The following is a 15,010-nucleotide window of genomic DNA, read 5'->3' as shown; positions in this document are numbered from 1 at the left end:
CGGAGTTTTTCAAGTTAGTTGTCGCATCAAATTAAATTTTATGCCGCCCGCATTGCTTCTTTTTTCTCTGGATTTAAATTTACTTCATTGGTCATTGTCCAATCTCTAGATTTTCCTGACCAACGAATTGGATTCTGCAATTTCGCTATTTCATTTACTCGGTGACGGTTCGCTAGTATCGCTTTATCTAATCCTAAATGACGCTGGTTTGGCGTGACAAATTTAATACCGCTGTGCAAGTGCTCATCGTTGTACCAATCAACAAATCCGTTAACCCACTTCCTTGCACTACCGATGCTTTCAAAGGCTTTTTCAGGGTATTCTGGGCGATACTTTAACGTCTTAAATAGCGATTCAGAATAAGGATTATCATTACTCACTGACGGTCGGCTAAATGAAGGCACAATACCTAACTCCTGCAATGTTGCCAATAACGTTGCCCCTTTCATTGGACTGCCATTATCCGAGTGCAACGTGACTTGATCTGGCTTTACCTGCTCTCGCCTGCAAATATCTACCATTAAATCAGCCGCCAGTGTGCTTAGCTGTGTGTCATGAACCTGCCAACCAACTATTTTTCGACTATAAATATCCATCACTAAATATAAGTATAAAAACTGACCTTTAACCGCTGTTGGCAAATATGTGATATCCCATGTATAAATTTCGTTTACACGTGTTGCCTTGAGCGCTTTTGGTTTTTTTATCTTTTTATTTGGTTTAACTTTTTCTCTGTGTGTTAATAATTTATGTGATTTCATAACACGATAAAACGAGCTTTCTGATGCTATCCACACACCTTTATCTAATAGTTTAGGGACTATCTTGCTGGGTGGTAAATGTCCGTATTCTATTGAATTTACTGTCTTAATAATACGCTGTTGCTCTAATTCAGTTAGCCTGTTAGGTGGTCGCTTTATCGTACTCGTTCGCTTATCTGTCATATCATCAGCTTCAATCCAGCGTTGAATTGTTCTTGCCGTTAGACCAAGTAACTCACATGCTTTTGCTTGCCTTGCCCCTGATTTCTGCGCGTCGGTAATGAGCTTTATCAGTTCATGACGTTCAGTTGAGCTGGTTAATCGTCCTCGTTGAAACCCCAAAGCGCATCCGCTTTTTTTTTGAGTACAAGTAGAGCGGCAGTTTCAGCTAAGGCCTTATCTTTGCGATTCAGTTCTTTTTGCAGTTGCTTTATTTCTTGCTTAAGCTGTTTACTGTCTGACTTTACTGTTTTATTTGAAGGTGGTGTTACTAAATCTTGCTTCCACTGTTTAATATGATGCGGGTAAAGCCCCTTAGCACGGCAATATTCATTAAGAGCTGCTTCATCTAAACTCGCACATTCAATAATGGCATTAAGCCTTTCTTCTAAGCTCCAGTCATGAGGGCGTTTTTCTGTTGTCATGTGACTACCATTATTTTTAGTTTCAAGTTCATGTTTTTTAGCAAGCGTAATCCATCGTTGCAAGGTTGAATAACCGATGCCTAAATCAAACGCAATATCTTCTAGGCGAACATCATCACATTGAGATAATGCTTTTTCAACAGCTTGAACTTTAAATTCTTGTGTAAATCGACGTCTCATTTTATTGCCTCTATTAAAAGTTAGAGGCGACAACTATCCTGACACAGGGGGATCCCCGCAACCAGTTAACTTTCTCCTAAAACCTTTATTTTTGAACCACAGAGAACACCGAGGCGCTTCGCGCTGCACTGAGAAAAAGCTTCAATTTTGGAAATCTAATAACTAACAACAGTTCTTTAATCTTTTTCTTTAATTACTTTCTCTGTGTTCTCCTATCCTCTGTGGTAAATAAATTTTTAAGAGCTTATTGTAAAGCTCGCGGCGGGTTGCGAGATTAAGCTAGTAAACCGACCCCTGCAGCTCGTTTACTCTGAACTTTAACCACAGAGAGCATCGAGGCGCTTCGCGCTGCACAGAGAAAAAGCTTCAATTTTGAAAATCTAATAACTAACAACAGTTCTTTAATCTCTGTCTTTAATCACTTTCTCTGTGTGCTCCTATCCTCTGTGGTAAATAAATTTTTAAGAGCTTATTGTAATGCCCAGGTCCGGTTGTCCGATCCCTGCAACCAGTTAACTTTCTCCTAAAACCTTTATTTTTGAACCACAGAGAACACCGAGGCGCTTCGCGCTGCACTGAGAAAAAGCTTCAATTTTGGAAATCTAATAACTAACAACAGTTCTTTAACCTTTGTCTTTAATCACTTTCTCTGTGTGCTCTGTGCCCTCTGTGGTAAATAAATCACTAAGTTCTTATTGTAATAATAGGGCCGGGTGAGTGATTAAGCTCGTAACCTGACTCTCGCAGCCCGTTAACTTTCGCCTAGACAAAAAAAGACCCAGAGCTATAAGAACTCTGGGTTATAGAGGGGCTCGTATTTGAGCCCTGCGCTAACTAAAGACACTTTCAGATTCTTAGGGAGAAGAAGAAAGTTATTTAAGTATAGTCAAAAGTGCTAAAAATACACATTTTTGTTCGTTTTTTATACTGTCGTAATTACAGTAAGTTACATTTGTTATGCACATCTTTATTAGAGTTTACGCCCAGTTTATTAACTGCGTATTTTGTACTAAATCTCTTGGTAAAGAGTTTTTAACTTTATTTTTTTGCCATTTCCCTAAACCAATAGGGCAACCACATAAAGTTAGGATCACCTCACCGCTGGCTTTGGTTACCTCTTCTAGGCGTATATCTTTACCATTAAAGTAATCGTTAGCCTGTTCATTGGTTAATGCCAGTACATTACTTTTACACTGCTTACCAAATACGGTGGCAAATTCGTGCGTTAGGCGTACGCCATTTTTATGAATAACGCCTACCTGAATACCTAATCGCGCATATTTAATTTTGTTTTGTATCGCTTCAAATTCATCAGGAAACAGCCAAAGCTCTTTGTCGCGTTGTTTTAACGTACCTGGCAGACTCGTTAAACCAAATTGCTTTTTAAGGAAGCTCATAAACGCAGCACTTTGTTTACTATCAAAGTCACTAAAGGGGAACGCGCCTTTTTTAACTTTTAATGTTTGGTTTTCGCAGCTGCTGTGCTTTTTAAATTTGGCAATAAAAAAACCTTCGCTGTCGAACGTTTGCGGCCAAACATGTAAGTAGCCCTCTGTGGTGGTGGCTTTATCAGCCCCTGGGAATAAGTCGCTTAATGACTCAGGGCTTATATATTCGCCAAACTCATCTAATAATGCGCTACATACTTGCTGGTTTTCGAGTGGGGTTAACGTACAGGTTGAATACACTAATGTCCCACCTGGTTTAAGTGCATAAAACGCACTTTTAATCAGATCTTTTTGCACTTGGGCAATGGTAATATTTGACTCGATAGACCAATTTTTTAATGCGTCGCTATCTTTACGTACCGTGCCTTCGCCAGAGCAGGGCGCATCAAGTAAAATGCTGTCGAAGCACTCAAACATGTAATTGCCAAATACCACACCATCAAAATGCGATAGCGCACAGTTACCTACACCCATACGCTTTAGCGTGGCACTGAGTACTTTTAAACGTGATGACGACAGCTCATTTGCAACCAAAACACCTTGATTGTTCATTAGTGCAGCCAGTTGTGAGGTTTTAGAGCCCGGTGCCGAGGCCATATCGAGCACTGTGTTACTGGTTTTAAGGCTTTGCTTTAGTGCCATTGGCGGCAACATTGAGCTTGCCTCTTGCACGTACATAGCCCCGCTTAAGTGTAAGTCGGTATTACCCAGCGCTAGGTTTTGCTCTTCATCATTTGGGCGCTCTAACCAAAAACCTTCATCGCACCAAGGAATAGCGGTAAGTTGCCAGTTTTTTTTAGCCGCTTGTTGCTTAAACTCTTCAACACTCATTTTTAATGTATTAACGCGAACAGATTTACGCAGTGGACGACGACACGCACTTAAAAAGTCATCTAAGTTTAGGTGCTTGGGTAAATAGGTTTTTACGTCGTTAATAAATGGCTCAGGGATGTAAGTGTTTGCGTCCACGATTTAGCTCATACAGTCAAAATAAAGCAGGATAATAGCATTTTTAACGATTTTTTTCAGTGTTAAAAGCGAAATAGTAACCCTTATAGGATGTCGACATCTTGTTGGGTTAAATAGCTTAAATACAAATTTTTATTATACTTTAGGCTAATAATGTCGACAATGTGGTGGTTTTTCATTCGGTTTAAGTGGTTTTAGGGTTGACAGGTATAAATAATAAGCACATAGTTAGACCATAAATTGTCGACAATATAAAAAATACTTTATGACACAGCACTTGTTAAATGAAACATCTATCACAACCGCTTCCGATAAAGTGTTTGTAGATATGCGCCGCGAAATTGTAGAGGGCAGCATTGCACAAGGCAGTAAAATATCTGAGCCGGAGCTTGCAAAGCGTTACGGCGTAAGCCGTGCAACGCTTAGAGAGGCATTAAACCGTTTAGAAAGTTGTTATTTAGTTGAGCGCAAAGCCAATATAGGTTGTCGCGTTGTGGCATTAACCGCAGAGCGTTTAATTGAGGTTTACCAAGTGCGCAGTGCCCTTGAGGGACTTGCATGTAGGTTAGCTGCCGACAATATGGAACCAGATGAAGTACAAGGCTTGAAACAATTACTTAATCAGCATTTGCAAACTCAGCGTGTTAAAGAAGGTGAGTCGTACTATCAAGAAGCAGGCGACTTAGATTTTCATTACAGAATAATCAAAGGCAGTAAAAACGCGCACTTAATTCATTTGTTATGCCACGACCTGTACCAATTAATAAGAATGTACCGTGTACAAATGGGTATGGTAGGTCCGCGGGTATCTAAAGCGTTTGACGAACATTTAGCCATTATTAACGCCATAGAAAATCATGATGGAGAGTTGGCCGAAATGCTAATGAAGCGCCATATCAGTGCATCACAAGCAAATATACAAACAAAATTTGATAGATATCAATCAGTACAAGCCACTCAAAATGAAATGGCTAACTAGATTCTGTTGATCTTTGCGGATTAAACCCTGAAAGGTCAATAGACCCTAATACAGATGTCACATTTTTAAAAAATACTAAGTTGCCAAAGAGCAGCCCCGTTCAAAGTTAGGAGAAGGTAATGTCAGCAGGATTAAAATTTAAACAGGCAATTGCAAATAACCACCCGTTACAAGTGGTAGGTACTATTAACGCGTACACCGCGATGATGGCTGAAAAAATGGGCCATCAGGCTATTTATTTATCGGGTGCAGGTGTGGCTAATGCCTCATTTGGTATGCCAGATTTAGGGATGACCAGCCTTGATAACGTGCTTGAAGATATTCGCCGTATTACCGGTGCTAGCGATTTACCTTTGTTAGTGGATGCCGATACAGGTTGGGGTGGGGCGTTTAATATTGCCCGTACCGTTAAAGAAATGACTAAAGCGGGGGCAGCAGGCTTTCATATTGAAGACCAAGTGGCGCAAAAGCGTTGTGGCCATCGCCCTAATAAAGAAATAGTTACCCAAGCTGAAATGGTAGACCGAATTAAAGCGGCGGTTGATGCTAAAACCGATAGCGATTTTTACATTATGGCGCGTACCGATGCGTTTCAAAAAGAAGGCTTAAATGCGGCGATAGACCGTGCAGCAGCTTGTGTTGAAGCCGGTGCCGATGCGATTTTTGCAGAAGCGGTTCATGATCTTGCTGATTACCAAGCATTTACCAAAGCGATTAATGTGCCTATTTTGGCCAATATTACTGAGTTTGGCCAAACCCCAATTTACACCAAAGAGCAACTAAGCGATGTGGGCGTAGAAATGGTGCTTTACCCACTTAGTGCGTTTAGAGCAATGAACAAAGCCGCACTCAATGTGTATTCGGCTATTTTGAATGAAGGTTCTCAACAAAGCCAAATTGAAAACATGCAAACGCGTGCAGAGCTTTACGACTTTTTAGATTATCACTCGTACGAAAACACGCTAGATAACCTTTTTTCAGCAAAATCTGACAAATAATAAAAATTTCAACAGGAGACACATCATGGTAGATAAAGCATTAGGTGGCGCAGGCTTACGTGGCCAAGTAGCAGGACAAACAGCATTATGTACAGTAGGGCAAACAGGCTCAGGTTTAACTTACTGTGGTTACGACATTAGCGAGCTTGCTGAAAAAGCGCAGTTTGAAGAAGTGTCGTTTTTACTTTCTCGCGGCGAGCTACCAACATCAAGTGAACTGGCAGAGTACAAAGCTAAACTTAAAAGTTTACGTGGTTTACCAGAGGCACTAAAAACAGTGCTTGAGAACATTCCAAAAGAGGCACATCCAATGGATGTAATGCGCACAGGGTGTTCTATGTTAGGTAACCTTGAAATGGAAAATGACTTTAGCGAAGCAAACGATGCGATTGACCGTATGGTGGCAATTTTCCCAAGTATTATTTGTTACTGGTATCGTTTTACTCATGACGGTGTTCGCATCGAAACACAAACTGATGACGATTCAGTAGGCGCACACTTTTTAACGCTATTACACGATAAAGCGCCAAGTGAATTATTTGCACAAGTAATGAATGTATCGCTAATTTTGTACGCAGAGCATGAGTTTAATGCCTCTACCTTTACCGGTCGCGTGTGTGCATCAACGCTTTCTGATATTCACTCATGTGTAACTGGCGCAATTGGTACCTTACGTGGCCCACTGCATGGTGGTGCCAACGAAGCCGCCATGGATATGATTGAAGGCTTTACCAGCGCCGATCAAGCTGAAGATGCACTGATGGGGATGCTTGAGCGTAAAGATAAAATTATGGGCTTTGGCCACGCAATTTACCGCGAGTCGGATCCGCGTAATGTAATTATTAAAAAATGGTCTGAAAAATTAGCTGCAGAAGTGGGTGATGATGTGCTTTACCCGGTATCTGTTCGTTGTGAAGAAGTCATGTGGCGTGAGAAGAAGTTATTCTGTAATGCTGACTTTTTCCATGCATCGGCGTACCACTTTATGGGTATTCCTACCAAGTTGTTCACGCCTATCTTCGTAATGAGCCGCGTAACTGGTTGGACAGCGCATGTAAAAGAGCAGCGTGCAAATAACCGTATTATTCGCCCAAGTGCTGATTACACCGGGCCAGATGCGCGTAGCTACACGCCAATTGAATCAAGAGGCTAATTAGTTAGCGTTTAAGGTGAGCCTAGCTCACCTTTTATTGTTTATAGCGCTGATGATTACTCATTATAGCGCTTTAGCGTACTCTCCTCCGTCACCAAATTAGCGAATTTATTATGACCATTATTAATAACACCCAATACCGTAAGCCTTTACCAGGCTCAAATGTTGATTACTACGATACCCAAGCCGCCGTCGATGCCATTAAGCCAGGCGCATACGCGACACTACCTTACAGTTCGCGTGTATTTGCCGAAAACTTAGTGCGTCGCTGTGAGCCCGATATGCTAACCGATGCGCTTAGCCAAATAATTGAGCGTAAACAAGACTTAGATTTTCCATGGTATCCGGCACGCGTTGTATGTCATGACATTTTAGGCCAAACCGCACTGGTTGATTTAGCGGGCCTGCGTGATGCTATTGCTGCAAAAGGCGGCGATCCTGCAAAAGTAAATCCGGTTGTACCGACTCAACTGATTGTGGATCATTCATTAGCTGTTGAGCACGCAGGTTTTGATCCCGATGCATTTGAAAAAAACCGCGCCATTGAAGATAGACGCAACGATGACCGTTTTCATTTTATAAACTGGACCAAAACAGCGTTTAAAAATATTGATGTGATCCCACCGGGTAATGGCATCATGCATCAAATTAACCTTGAAAAAATGTCGCCGGTGATTCAAAACCGCGATGGCATTGCCTTCCCAGATACCTTAGTAGGTACCGACAGCCATACCCCGCATGTTGATGCATTAGGTGTTATTGCTGTCGGCGTAGGTGGCCTTGAAGCCGAAAGCGTAATGCTTGGGCGCGCATCATATATTCGTTTACCAGATATAGTGGGCGTAGAGCTTACCGGTAAACGCCAGCCTGGCATAACTGCAACCGATATTGTACTGGCGATTACCGAATTTTTACGTGAGCAACGTGTGGTATCGACTTACCTTGAGTTTTACGGTGAAGGGGCTGATGCACTAACCCTTGGCGATAGAGCCACCATTTCGAACATGACCCCAGAATTTGGCGCAACCGCTGCGATGTTCTACATTGACGATAAAACTATTGATTACTTGCGTTTAACAGGCCGTGATGAAGATCAAATTGCCCTGGTAGAAAACTACGCTAAAACAGCGGGTTTATGGAGTGATAGCTTAAAAACCGCTCAATACGATCGCGTACTTAAATTTGACCTATCAAGTGTAGGGCGCAACATTGCAGGGCCTTCAAATCCGCATCGTCGTGTATCTACCAGCGATTTAGCAGCGCAAGGTATTTCGGGTGTTGTTGAGAACGAAGAAGGCTTAATGCCAGATGGCGCCTGTATTATCGCCGCTATTACCAGCTGTACTAATACCAGTAACCCGCGCAATGTAATTGCTGCAGGTTTATTGGCGCGAAATGCAAACGCTAAAGGCTTAATGCGTAAACCGTGGGTTAAAACCTCATTGGCGCCGGGTTCTAAAGCAGTGCAGTCGTATCTTGAAGATGCAAACTTACTCACTGAACTAGAGCAACTCGGTTTTGGTATTGTTGGTTTTGCCTGTACTACCTGTAATGGCATGAGTGGTGCATTGGACCCTAAAATTCAACAAGAAGTGATTGACCGCGACCTATACGCAACGGCTGTGCTTTCGGGTAACCGAAATTTTGATGGCCGAATTCATCCGTATGCAAAGCAAGCGTTTTTAGCGTCACCACCGCTTGTGGTTGCTTATGCAATTGCGGGCACCATTCGCTTTGATATAGAAAAAGATATACTCGGTAAAGATCAGCAAGGTAACGATGTAACCTTAAAAGATTTATGGCCATCTGATGAAGAAATAGATGCGGTTATCAAACAAAGCGTAAAACCAGAGCAGTTTAGAAAAGTATACGAGCCAATGTTTAACTTAACCGTTGATTACGGCGAAGATAACGACCCACTATACGATTGGCGCCCAGAGAGTACGTATATTCGCCGCCCACCTTATTGGGAAGGAGCATTGGCAGGTGAGCGCAGTATGACAGGTATGCGCGCGTTAGCAGTACTTGGCGATAACATTACAACCGATCACTTATCACCTTCTAATGCAATTATGGCCAGCAGCGCAGCAGGTGAATACTTAACTAAAATGAACGTACCAGAAGAAGACTTTAACTCATACGCCACTCACCGAGGCGATCACTTAACCGCACAACGAGCTACATTTGCAAACCCTAAACTATTGAACGAAATGGTATTAGATGAAAACGGAGAAGTGAAGCAAGGATCGTACGCACGCATAGAGCCAGAAGGTGAAAACACGCGTATGTGGGAAGCAATCGAAACCTACATGCAGCGTAAACAGCCACTCATTATTGTGGCAGGCGCTGATTACGGCCAAGGCTCTTCGCGCGATTGGGCAGCAAAAGGCGTTAGGCTTGCTGGTGTTCAGGTTATTGCAGCCGAAGGGTTTGAACGTATTCACCGTACTAACTTAATTGGTATGGGCGTATTGCCGCTTGAATTTAAACCAGGCACAACGCGTAAAACACTTAACCTAGATGGTAGCGAAAGCTACGACGTGAAGGGCGAACCAACACCAGGTGCAACCCTAGAGCTTGTTATTACGCGTAAAAATGGCGAGGTATTAAACGTACCGATGAAGTGTCGACTTGATACGCAAGAAGAGCTTTCTATTTATGCAGCGGGCGGTGTGTTACAACGCTTTGCGCAAGACTTTTTAGAAGCCACGCAAGCATCATAAGGACGCACGTTATGTTTAAACCACAAATTAAAGTGCCTGCGACCTATATGCGTGGTGGCACGAGTAAAGGGGTGTTTTTTAATTTAACCGATTTACCTGCACCTGCCCAAGTGGCAGGTGAGGCGCGCGATAGCTTATTATTGCGCGTTATTGGTAGCCCAGATGCATACGGTAAACAAACCGACGGCATGGGCGGTGCAACCTCAAGCACCAGTAAAACGGTTATTTTGAGTAAAAGTGAGCAGCCCGATCACGATGTTGATTATTTATTTGGGCAAGTCGCCATTGATAAAGCGTTTGTTGATTGGAGTGGTAACTGCGGAAACTTAACATCTGCCGTGGGCGCGTTTGCCATCAGCAATGGTTTAGTTGATAAAAGCAGAGTGCCTGATAATGGCATTGCTATTGTGCGCGTATGGCAGGCGAACATTAAAAAAAGTATTTTAGTGCATGTACCTATGACTAACGGTGAAGTACAAGAAACCGGTGACTTTGAGTTAGATGGTGTGACGTTTCCTGCCGCTGAAGTAAAGCTTGAATTTATTGACCCTGCTGATGGTGATGGTGCGCTATTTCCAACAGGCAATGTGGTTGATGATTTAGAAGTACCAGGTGTGGGGACGTTAAAAGCAACCATGATCAACGCAGGAATCCCGACTATTTTTGTAAATGCCAGCGATATTGGTTATTCCGGTACTGAGCTACAAGATGATATAAACGCTGATGAAGCCGCACTCACTAAGCTTGAAACCATTCGTGCCTATGGCGCGGTAAAAATGGGACTAATTAGTACTATTAATGAAGCGCAAGCACGCCAACACACACCTAAAGTGGCGTTTGTGGCTGCACCGCTTAATTACAAATCATCAAGTGGTAAGCAGGTTAATGCAAGCGATATAGATTTGTTAGTACGTGCAATGTCAATGGGTAAGTTACACCATGCGATGATGGGCACAGCCGCTGTCGCTATTGGCACAGCAGCCGCAATTGACGGAACATTAGTTAATTTGGCCGCTGGTGGCGGTGCTATTAACGAGGTTAACTTTGGTCATCCATCGGGCACACTTAAAGTAGGTGCCGAGGCGGTTGTTACAAATGGCCAATGGCAAGTGACTAAAGCGAGTATGAGCCGCAGCGCACGTGTATTAATGGAAGGCTGGGTAAGAGCGCCATTTGATTATGACTAACTAGCACCCAAAATACGTACTATAGTAAAATAATAAGCCGCGAACTTAACTTAGTTTGCGGCTTTTTTATTCAGTCATTCAATAGGTTGTAAAATGTACTTTGTTGAGGGGGGCCCAATAAACAGCAACATTTTTTCTGTTATGTCGGCAAATATTCACTTATATTAAAATGAACATTAGGGTCTGTTGACCTTTCAAGGTTAAATTTGCAGCAGTCTGTTTGATATTTAGGCAAGGCAGAGCCTATGTGGTGTGGTTATTCCCCATAAATAGGCGATAACGCAGCATCAATGCCAAACAGGCGCTGCCCGAAGGGTTCTGCCTAGGGGCGATTTACTCTTTGTTGCCTAAATGGATGTAGGTAAGGGGCGTGAGCAGGACGCCGAAGCTTTGCTCGGTTTTTACTTATTCTTACATGGATGTAAGCCAGTAGAATAACGCAGGAGCAGTTATCGAGTCCACTAGGTTACAAACCTAGCGCCGCGATTAAACAGCTCCTAGTTTGAACAAATTGTAATCCGCAAAGGTTAACAGACCCTAGCCCGTGTATTTTTTCAATACAGTTTGTACGGAGTGCATTAATGGATTTATCAAGGCTAAATGCAGAAAGGTTAATACAAAACTTACAAACCGGTGTGGTGGTGCATTCACCAGACACAGGAATTTTGTATGCAAATCCTGCGGCTTTAAATATTTTACGTTTAACAAAAGAGCAAGCGTTAGGGCGCGACTCGTTTGATAGTAAATGGAAATTACTGGATGAATTTCGTCAACCACTGCAGAGTTCTCAGTATCCTGTTAGTGTTGTTATTAAAACCCAAAAACCATTGATGAATCTTGAAATAGGTATATGTGACAGCTCAAGCGACGAAATTACATGGGTGCTATGTAACGCTTATCCAGAGTTTGACGAGCAGAACAACATTGCTGAAATAGTCGTCACTTTTATCGATATTACTCATCAAAAACAAGCTATTCCATTTAAAGAAATTGTTGAATTAGCCAGCGACGTTATTTTAGTTACCGAGGCAAGCCCTATTACTAATGATGGCCCTAAAATTGTTTATGCAAACCAATCGTTTACTAAAGTAACGGGTTATCATTTAGATGAAGTTAGAGGTAAAACGCCGCGCATTTTACAAGGCGCTAAAACTCAACAAGCCACACGCGATAAAATTAGGCATGCGCTAGAAAATAAACAGCAAGTATCTGAGCAAATTCTAAATTATAAAAAATCAGGTGAGCCTTATTGGATTGATATGAATATTTTTCCATTAAAAAATGCGTTAGGTGAGGTGGCTTACTATGCAGCGATTGAGCGCGATATTACAAAAATGAAGCAGTATCAAGCACAACTAAAAGATTTAACCATTAAAGATCCGCTTACTAATTTGCTCAACCGAAGAGGGTTTATGGAAACAGCTAAACTTGCACTTGATGAGTGTATTAAAGACAGCCAGCACTTAACCCTTACGATGATAGATATAGATCACTTTAAGCGCATTAACGATCAATTTGGACACGAAGGCGGAGATAGTGTGTTGCAAAGCATAGCTGCTACGTTTAAATCATTTTGTGACAGTGATGATATTATAGCGCGTTTAGGAGGAGAAGAGTTTTGCATTGTTTCGCCTACCAAATGTGTCAGTACCGTTGTTAAAACCTTAGCAAAGTTGCAAGATCATTTAAAAGATAACCCAGTGCAGTTATCAAGTGGCGGGCAGGTGAGTTATACAATAAGCAGTGGTGTATCAAGTTTGACTTCTGAGTCGTGTTCGCTGCAGGGATTATTAAGAAATGCCGATACCGCACTTTATAATGCAAAAACAACCGGACGGAACCAAACGGTGGTGTTTAACCAAAGCCTTAGACTATGAGTAGATATAACTGAAAACAGGCACGCTCAAATTTAGCTGCCTATGGCTTAATCGAGGTTATAACACTGCTGTTTTTTATTTTTTATAAAGCGCTCAAATTCATTATTTGCACGCATATTCGCTATTTCTGCGTTGATATCATCTAAGATAAATTGCCAATTAGGCGTACTTTTACTGATTTCATAATACAGGGCTTTGTATTCTATGCTTGGCGTTAATGCAACTAGCGCACTAAGCATCCTCTTTTTTTCTCTAGCTGATAATAGTGATTTATAAATACTGGCTCTTAGCACTTCTAAGTCGGCAACAATAAGCTCAACCCGACCATTTAAAAGCAAATGAATAAGCTGATACTCACTGTTAGCAACAATGGTTTTTATTCCACCTTGTTCAATAAGTTGATCTAATTCTTTACTATTTTTATATGAACGTACCACCCCCATAACCCTGTTTTTTACAGACTCAATACTGCCATCGTAATTTATGCTGTGATCTCTAAGTGCTACAAATGATAAGTCGCCACCAGGAATGGGCTCAGATAACGCCAATAACTGATTACGTGTTTTGGTTAAAATGTTTTCTGACATTACATCGTCACTAATAAAATACTCAGGGAATAAAATATCAGCTTTACCTAATTCAGCTTCACGAACGGCACGCGCCCAAGGGTAAAACTCTATATGTACACCATAGCCGCGTTTTACTAACATGCTTACTGTGAGTTGATATAGCCAGCCCTTATTGCATAAGTGATCGTCTATATAAGGGGGCCAATTAAGTGTAACTAAGCGAAGAACTGTATCGGCTTTTAAATTATAGCCATAGCCGCTTTTGTATTTCTCTCCGGGAAGTGTGATATTTTTATTGTCGACCGTATAGGTTACTGGCGCAGGTTGTGCGTAAGTGAAAAATGATAGTACTAAGGCAGCGATTAAAAATATTCTCATAAGGATAATGCATTTTTATCTTTAATTTTAAGTTTAGTGCGTTATTTGGAATAAACAACTTAAATAGTGAGGTTCTTCTAGTATACAAACAATTAAATATAGCCTTAAAAAGCGATAGCTATTAACATGCAAAGGTAGGTAATTTCACTTTAATACGACATAACAACAAAAAGTCTTTTTACTAGAGGGAATTTTTATGGCTAACAAGCCAATAAGTGAAGACAATCCATTTGCTAATTTATCTGATGTGCAGTGTGAGCAGATCCAAAATTGGTACCAAAAGCATATTTCTTCAACCTTACATTCTTTACTTAAAGGCAGTAAGTCTGGGCAAGTTATTGAGAGTAAGTTAGAAAGTACTTTAAATAAAGCGCTCTCTCAGAGCAAACAGCTTACTACTTATGCTATTGAGGGTAATTCGAGTATTAAATTAAAAAATGCCAGTGTTATGGCTGAGCTTAATGATACCCGTGATTTGTTTTATGGCGCGCAAGTTAAAATAAATAAACTAGAGCAAAAAATAACAACCAGTGCTCAAGAAATACAATTATTAGAGACAGAAAAAAGCGAATTGCAGCTAGAAGTACGTAGCTTAAAGCAACGTTTAAATCACGTACTTTCAAGGCTAGAATCGCAAGGTGTCTCATTCCAAAAAAGCCATTATGTAGGACGTATATTAGTTCAGGCTTTGCGAGCAAGTTTTGAAAATTGGCAGCAAACTCCACAAGGAGAGCCCTTTAAAAATCATGATTTTTACAAGCTTTTCCCGCGTGTTTTGTACTCAAGCTTATTAAAGGAAATAGAAAAACTGCTAGGGGAGCACGATTATAATCAAATCGAGCGTTCACTTAGTGATTTTGTGTTTAAGCAAAAGGGCTCGCCTGTAGAAAATTGGCCAGATGAAGACCCGATTTACGAGACGCGGTTAATTAACCAAAAGCAGTCAGAGCTGTTAATAAAATTACATAGCCAACACCTGCAACGAAAAAACTTTACGTCCTATTTAGAAAAACGCCTTTCTAGTACTGGCTTTACCCATAAACACAGTGATTTATTGATGACTTTAGTTGAGTTTGCGACACACGATGAAAATAGCAAATTTTCTAGTTATTGCCATTAAGTTATTAGTAATGTTATTAGTATT

General features: G+C 41.3%; 10 protein-coding genes. 7 read left to right on the top strand and 3 right to left on the bottom strand.

Annotation, left to right across the window (positions count from 1 at the left end; translation table 11 throughout):
• Positions 1-38: 38 nt before the first annotated feature.
• Positions 39-1,585 (bottom strand): IS3 family transposase gene (locus L641_RS0108695; protein ID WP_139016074.1). Its coding sequence is split into 2 segments (ribosomal slippage): positions 39-1,105 and positions 1,105-1,585, totalling 1,548 coding nucleotides; the frame shifts between segments, so codons are not numbered across the junction.
• Between the two features lie 977 nt (positions 1,586-2,562).
• Entirely contained in the window at positions 2,563-4,002 is a 1,440-nt protein-coding gene (gene rsmF / locus L641_RS0108685) for a 16S rRNA (cytosine(1407)-C(5))-methyltransferase RsmF (RefSeq protein ID WP_024601690.1), read from the bottom strand.
• A 265-nt stretch (positions 4,003-4,267) separates the two neighbouring features.
• Here rsmF and L641_RS0108680 point away from each other — a divergent pair, with 265 nt between their 5' ends.
• The 6 genes from L641_RS0108680 (at position 4,268) to L641_RS0108655 (ending at position 12,919) form a co-directional block, all read left to right on the top strand.
• Complete coding sequence (locus tag L641_RS0108680; RefSeq protein ID WP_024601689.1) at positions 4,268-4,981, top strand: GntR family transcriptional regulator; 714 nt, start codon at positions 4,268-4,270, stop codon at positions 4,979-4,981.
• 119 nt (positions 4,982-5,100) lie between these two features.
• Positions 5,101-5,979 carry a methylisocitrate lyase gene (gene prpB, locus L641_RS0108675; RefSeq protein WP_013464731.1) on the top strand — a complete coding sequence of 293 codons (879 nt, stop codon included), beginning with the start codon at positions 5,101-5,103 and terminating at the stop codon, positions 5,977-5,979.
• Between the two features lie 25 nt (positions 5,980-6,004).
• Complete coding sequence (prpC, locus tag L641_RS0108670; RefSeq protein WP_024601688.1) at positions 6,005-7,132, top strand: 2-methylcitrate synthase; 1,128 nt, start codon at positions 6,005-6,007, stop codon at positions 7,130-7,132.
• A 113-nt stretch (positions 7,133-7,245) separates the two neighbouring features.
• Positions 7,246-9,855: a Fe/S-dependent 2-methylisocitrate dehydratase AcnD gene (gene acnD / locus L641_RS0108665; RefSeq protein ID WP_024601687.1), complete on the top strand. Its 2,610-nt coding sequence runs from the start codon at positions 7,246-7,248 to the stop codon at positions 9,853-9,855.
• Between the two features lie 11 nt (positions 9,856-9,866).
• Complete coding sequence (gene prpF, locus L641_RS0108660) at positions 9,867-11,042, top strand: 2-methylaconitate cis-trans isomerase PrpF (protein ID WP_024601686.1); 1,176 nt, start codon at positions 9,867-9,869, stop codon at positions 11,040-11,042.
• Positions 11,043-11,623: 581 nt separating this feature from the next.
• Positions 11,624-12,919, top strand: coding sequence for a diguanylate cyclase (locus L641_RS0108655; protein ID WP_024601685.1), 1,296 nt, complete (start codon positions 11,624-11,626; stop codon positions 12,917-12,919).
• Between the two features lie 47 nt (positions 12,920-12,966).
• Here L641_RS0108655 and L641_RS0108650 read toward each other — a convergent pair whose 3' ends face one another.
• Positions 12,967-13,866 carry a transporter substrate-binding domain-containing protein gene (locus L641_RS0108650; RefSeq protein ID WP_024601684.1) on the bottom strand — a complete coding sequence of 300 codons (900 nt, stop codon included), beginning with the start codon at positions 13,864-13,866 and terminating at the stop codon, positions 12,967-12,969.
• A gap of 196 nt (positions 13,867-14,062) precedes the next feature.
• Here L641_RS0108650 and L641_RS0108645 point away from each other — a divergent pair, with 196 nt between their 5' ends.
• Entirely contained in the window at positions 14,063-14,986 is a 924-nt protein-coding gene (locus L641_RS0108645; RefSeq protein WP_013464737.1) for a hypothetical protein, read from the top strand.
• Positions 14,987-15,010 lie beyond the last annotated feature (24 nt).

It is taken from the genome of Pseudoalteromonas sp. TB41, from assembly GCF_000497975.1.
Taxonomy (GTDB): Bacteria; Pseudomonadota; Gammaproteobacteria; order Enterobacterales; family Alteromonadaceae; genus Pseudoalteromonas; species Pseudoalteromonas tetraodonis.
The sequence above is the reverse complement of the archived record's forward strand: the minus strand, read 5'-3'. Positions and strand labels throughout refer to the sequence as shown.

Bases quoted from the DNA above. Each gene is read 5' to 3' on its own strand.
- L641_RS0108680 (WP_024601689.1), top strand. From the start codon at position 4,268: ATGACACAGCACTTGTTAAATGAAACATCTATCACAACCGCTTCCGAT.
- prpB (WP_013464731.1), top strand. From the start codon at position 5,101: ATGTCAGCAGGATTAAAATTTAAACAGGCAATTGCAAATAACCACCCG.
- prpC (WP_024601688.1), top strand. From the start codon at position 6,005: ATGGTAGATAAAGCATTAGGTGGCGCAGGCTTACGTGGCCAAGTAGCA.
- acnD (WP_024601687.1), top strand. From the start codon at position 7,246: ATGACCATTATTAATAACACCCAATACCGTAAGCCTTTACCAGGCTCA.
- prpF (WP_024601686.1), top strand. From the start codon at position 9,867: ATGTTTAAACCACAAATTAAAGTGCCTGCGACCTATATGCGTGGTGGC.
- L641_RS0108655 (WP_024601685.1), top strand. From the start codon at position 11,624: ATGGATTTATCAAGGCTAAATGCAGAAAGGTTAATACAAAACTTACAA.
- L641_RS0108650 (WP_024601684.1), bottom strand. From the start codon at position 13,866: ATGAGAATATTTTTAATCGCTGCCTTAGTACTATCATTTTTCACTTAC.
- L641_RS0108645 (WP_013464737.1), top strand. From the start codon at position 14,063: ATGGCTAACAAGCCAATAAGTGAAGACAATCCATTTGCTAATTTATCT.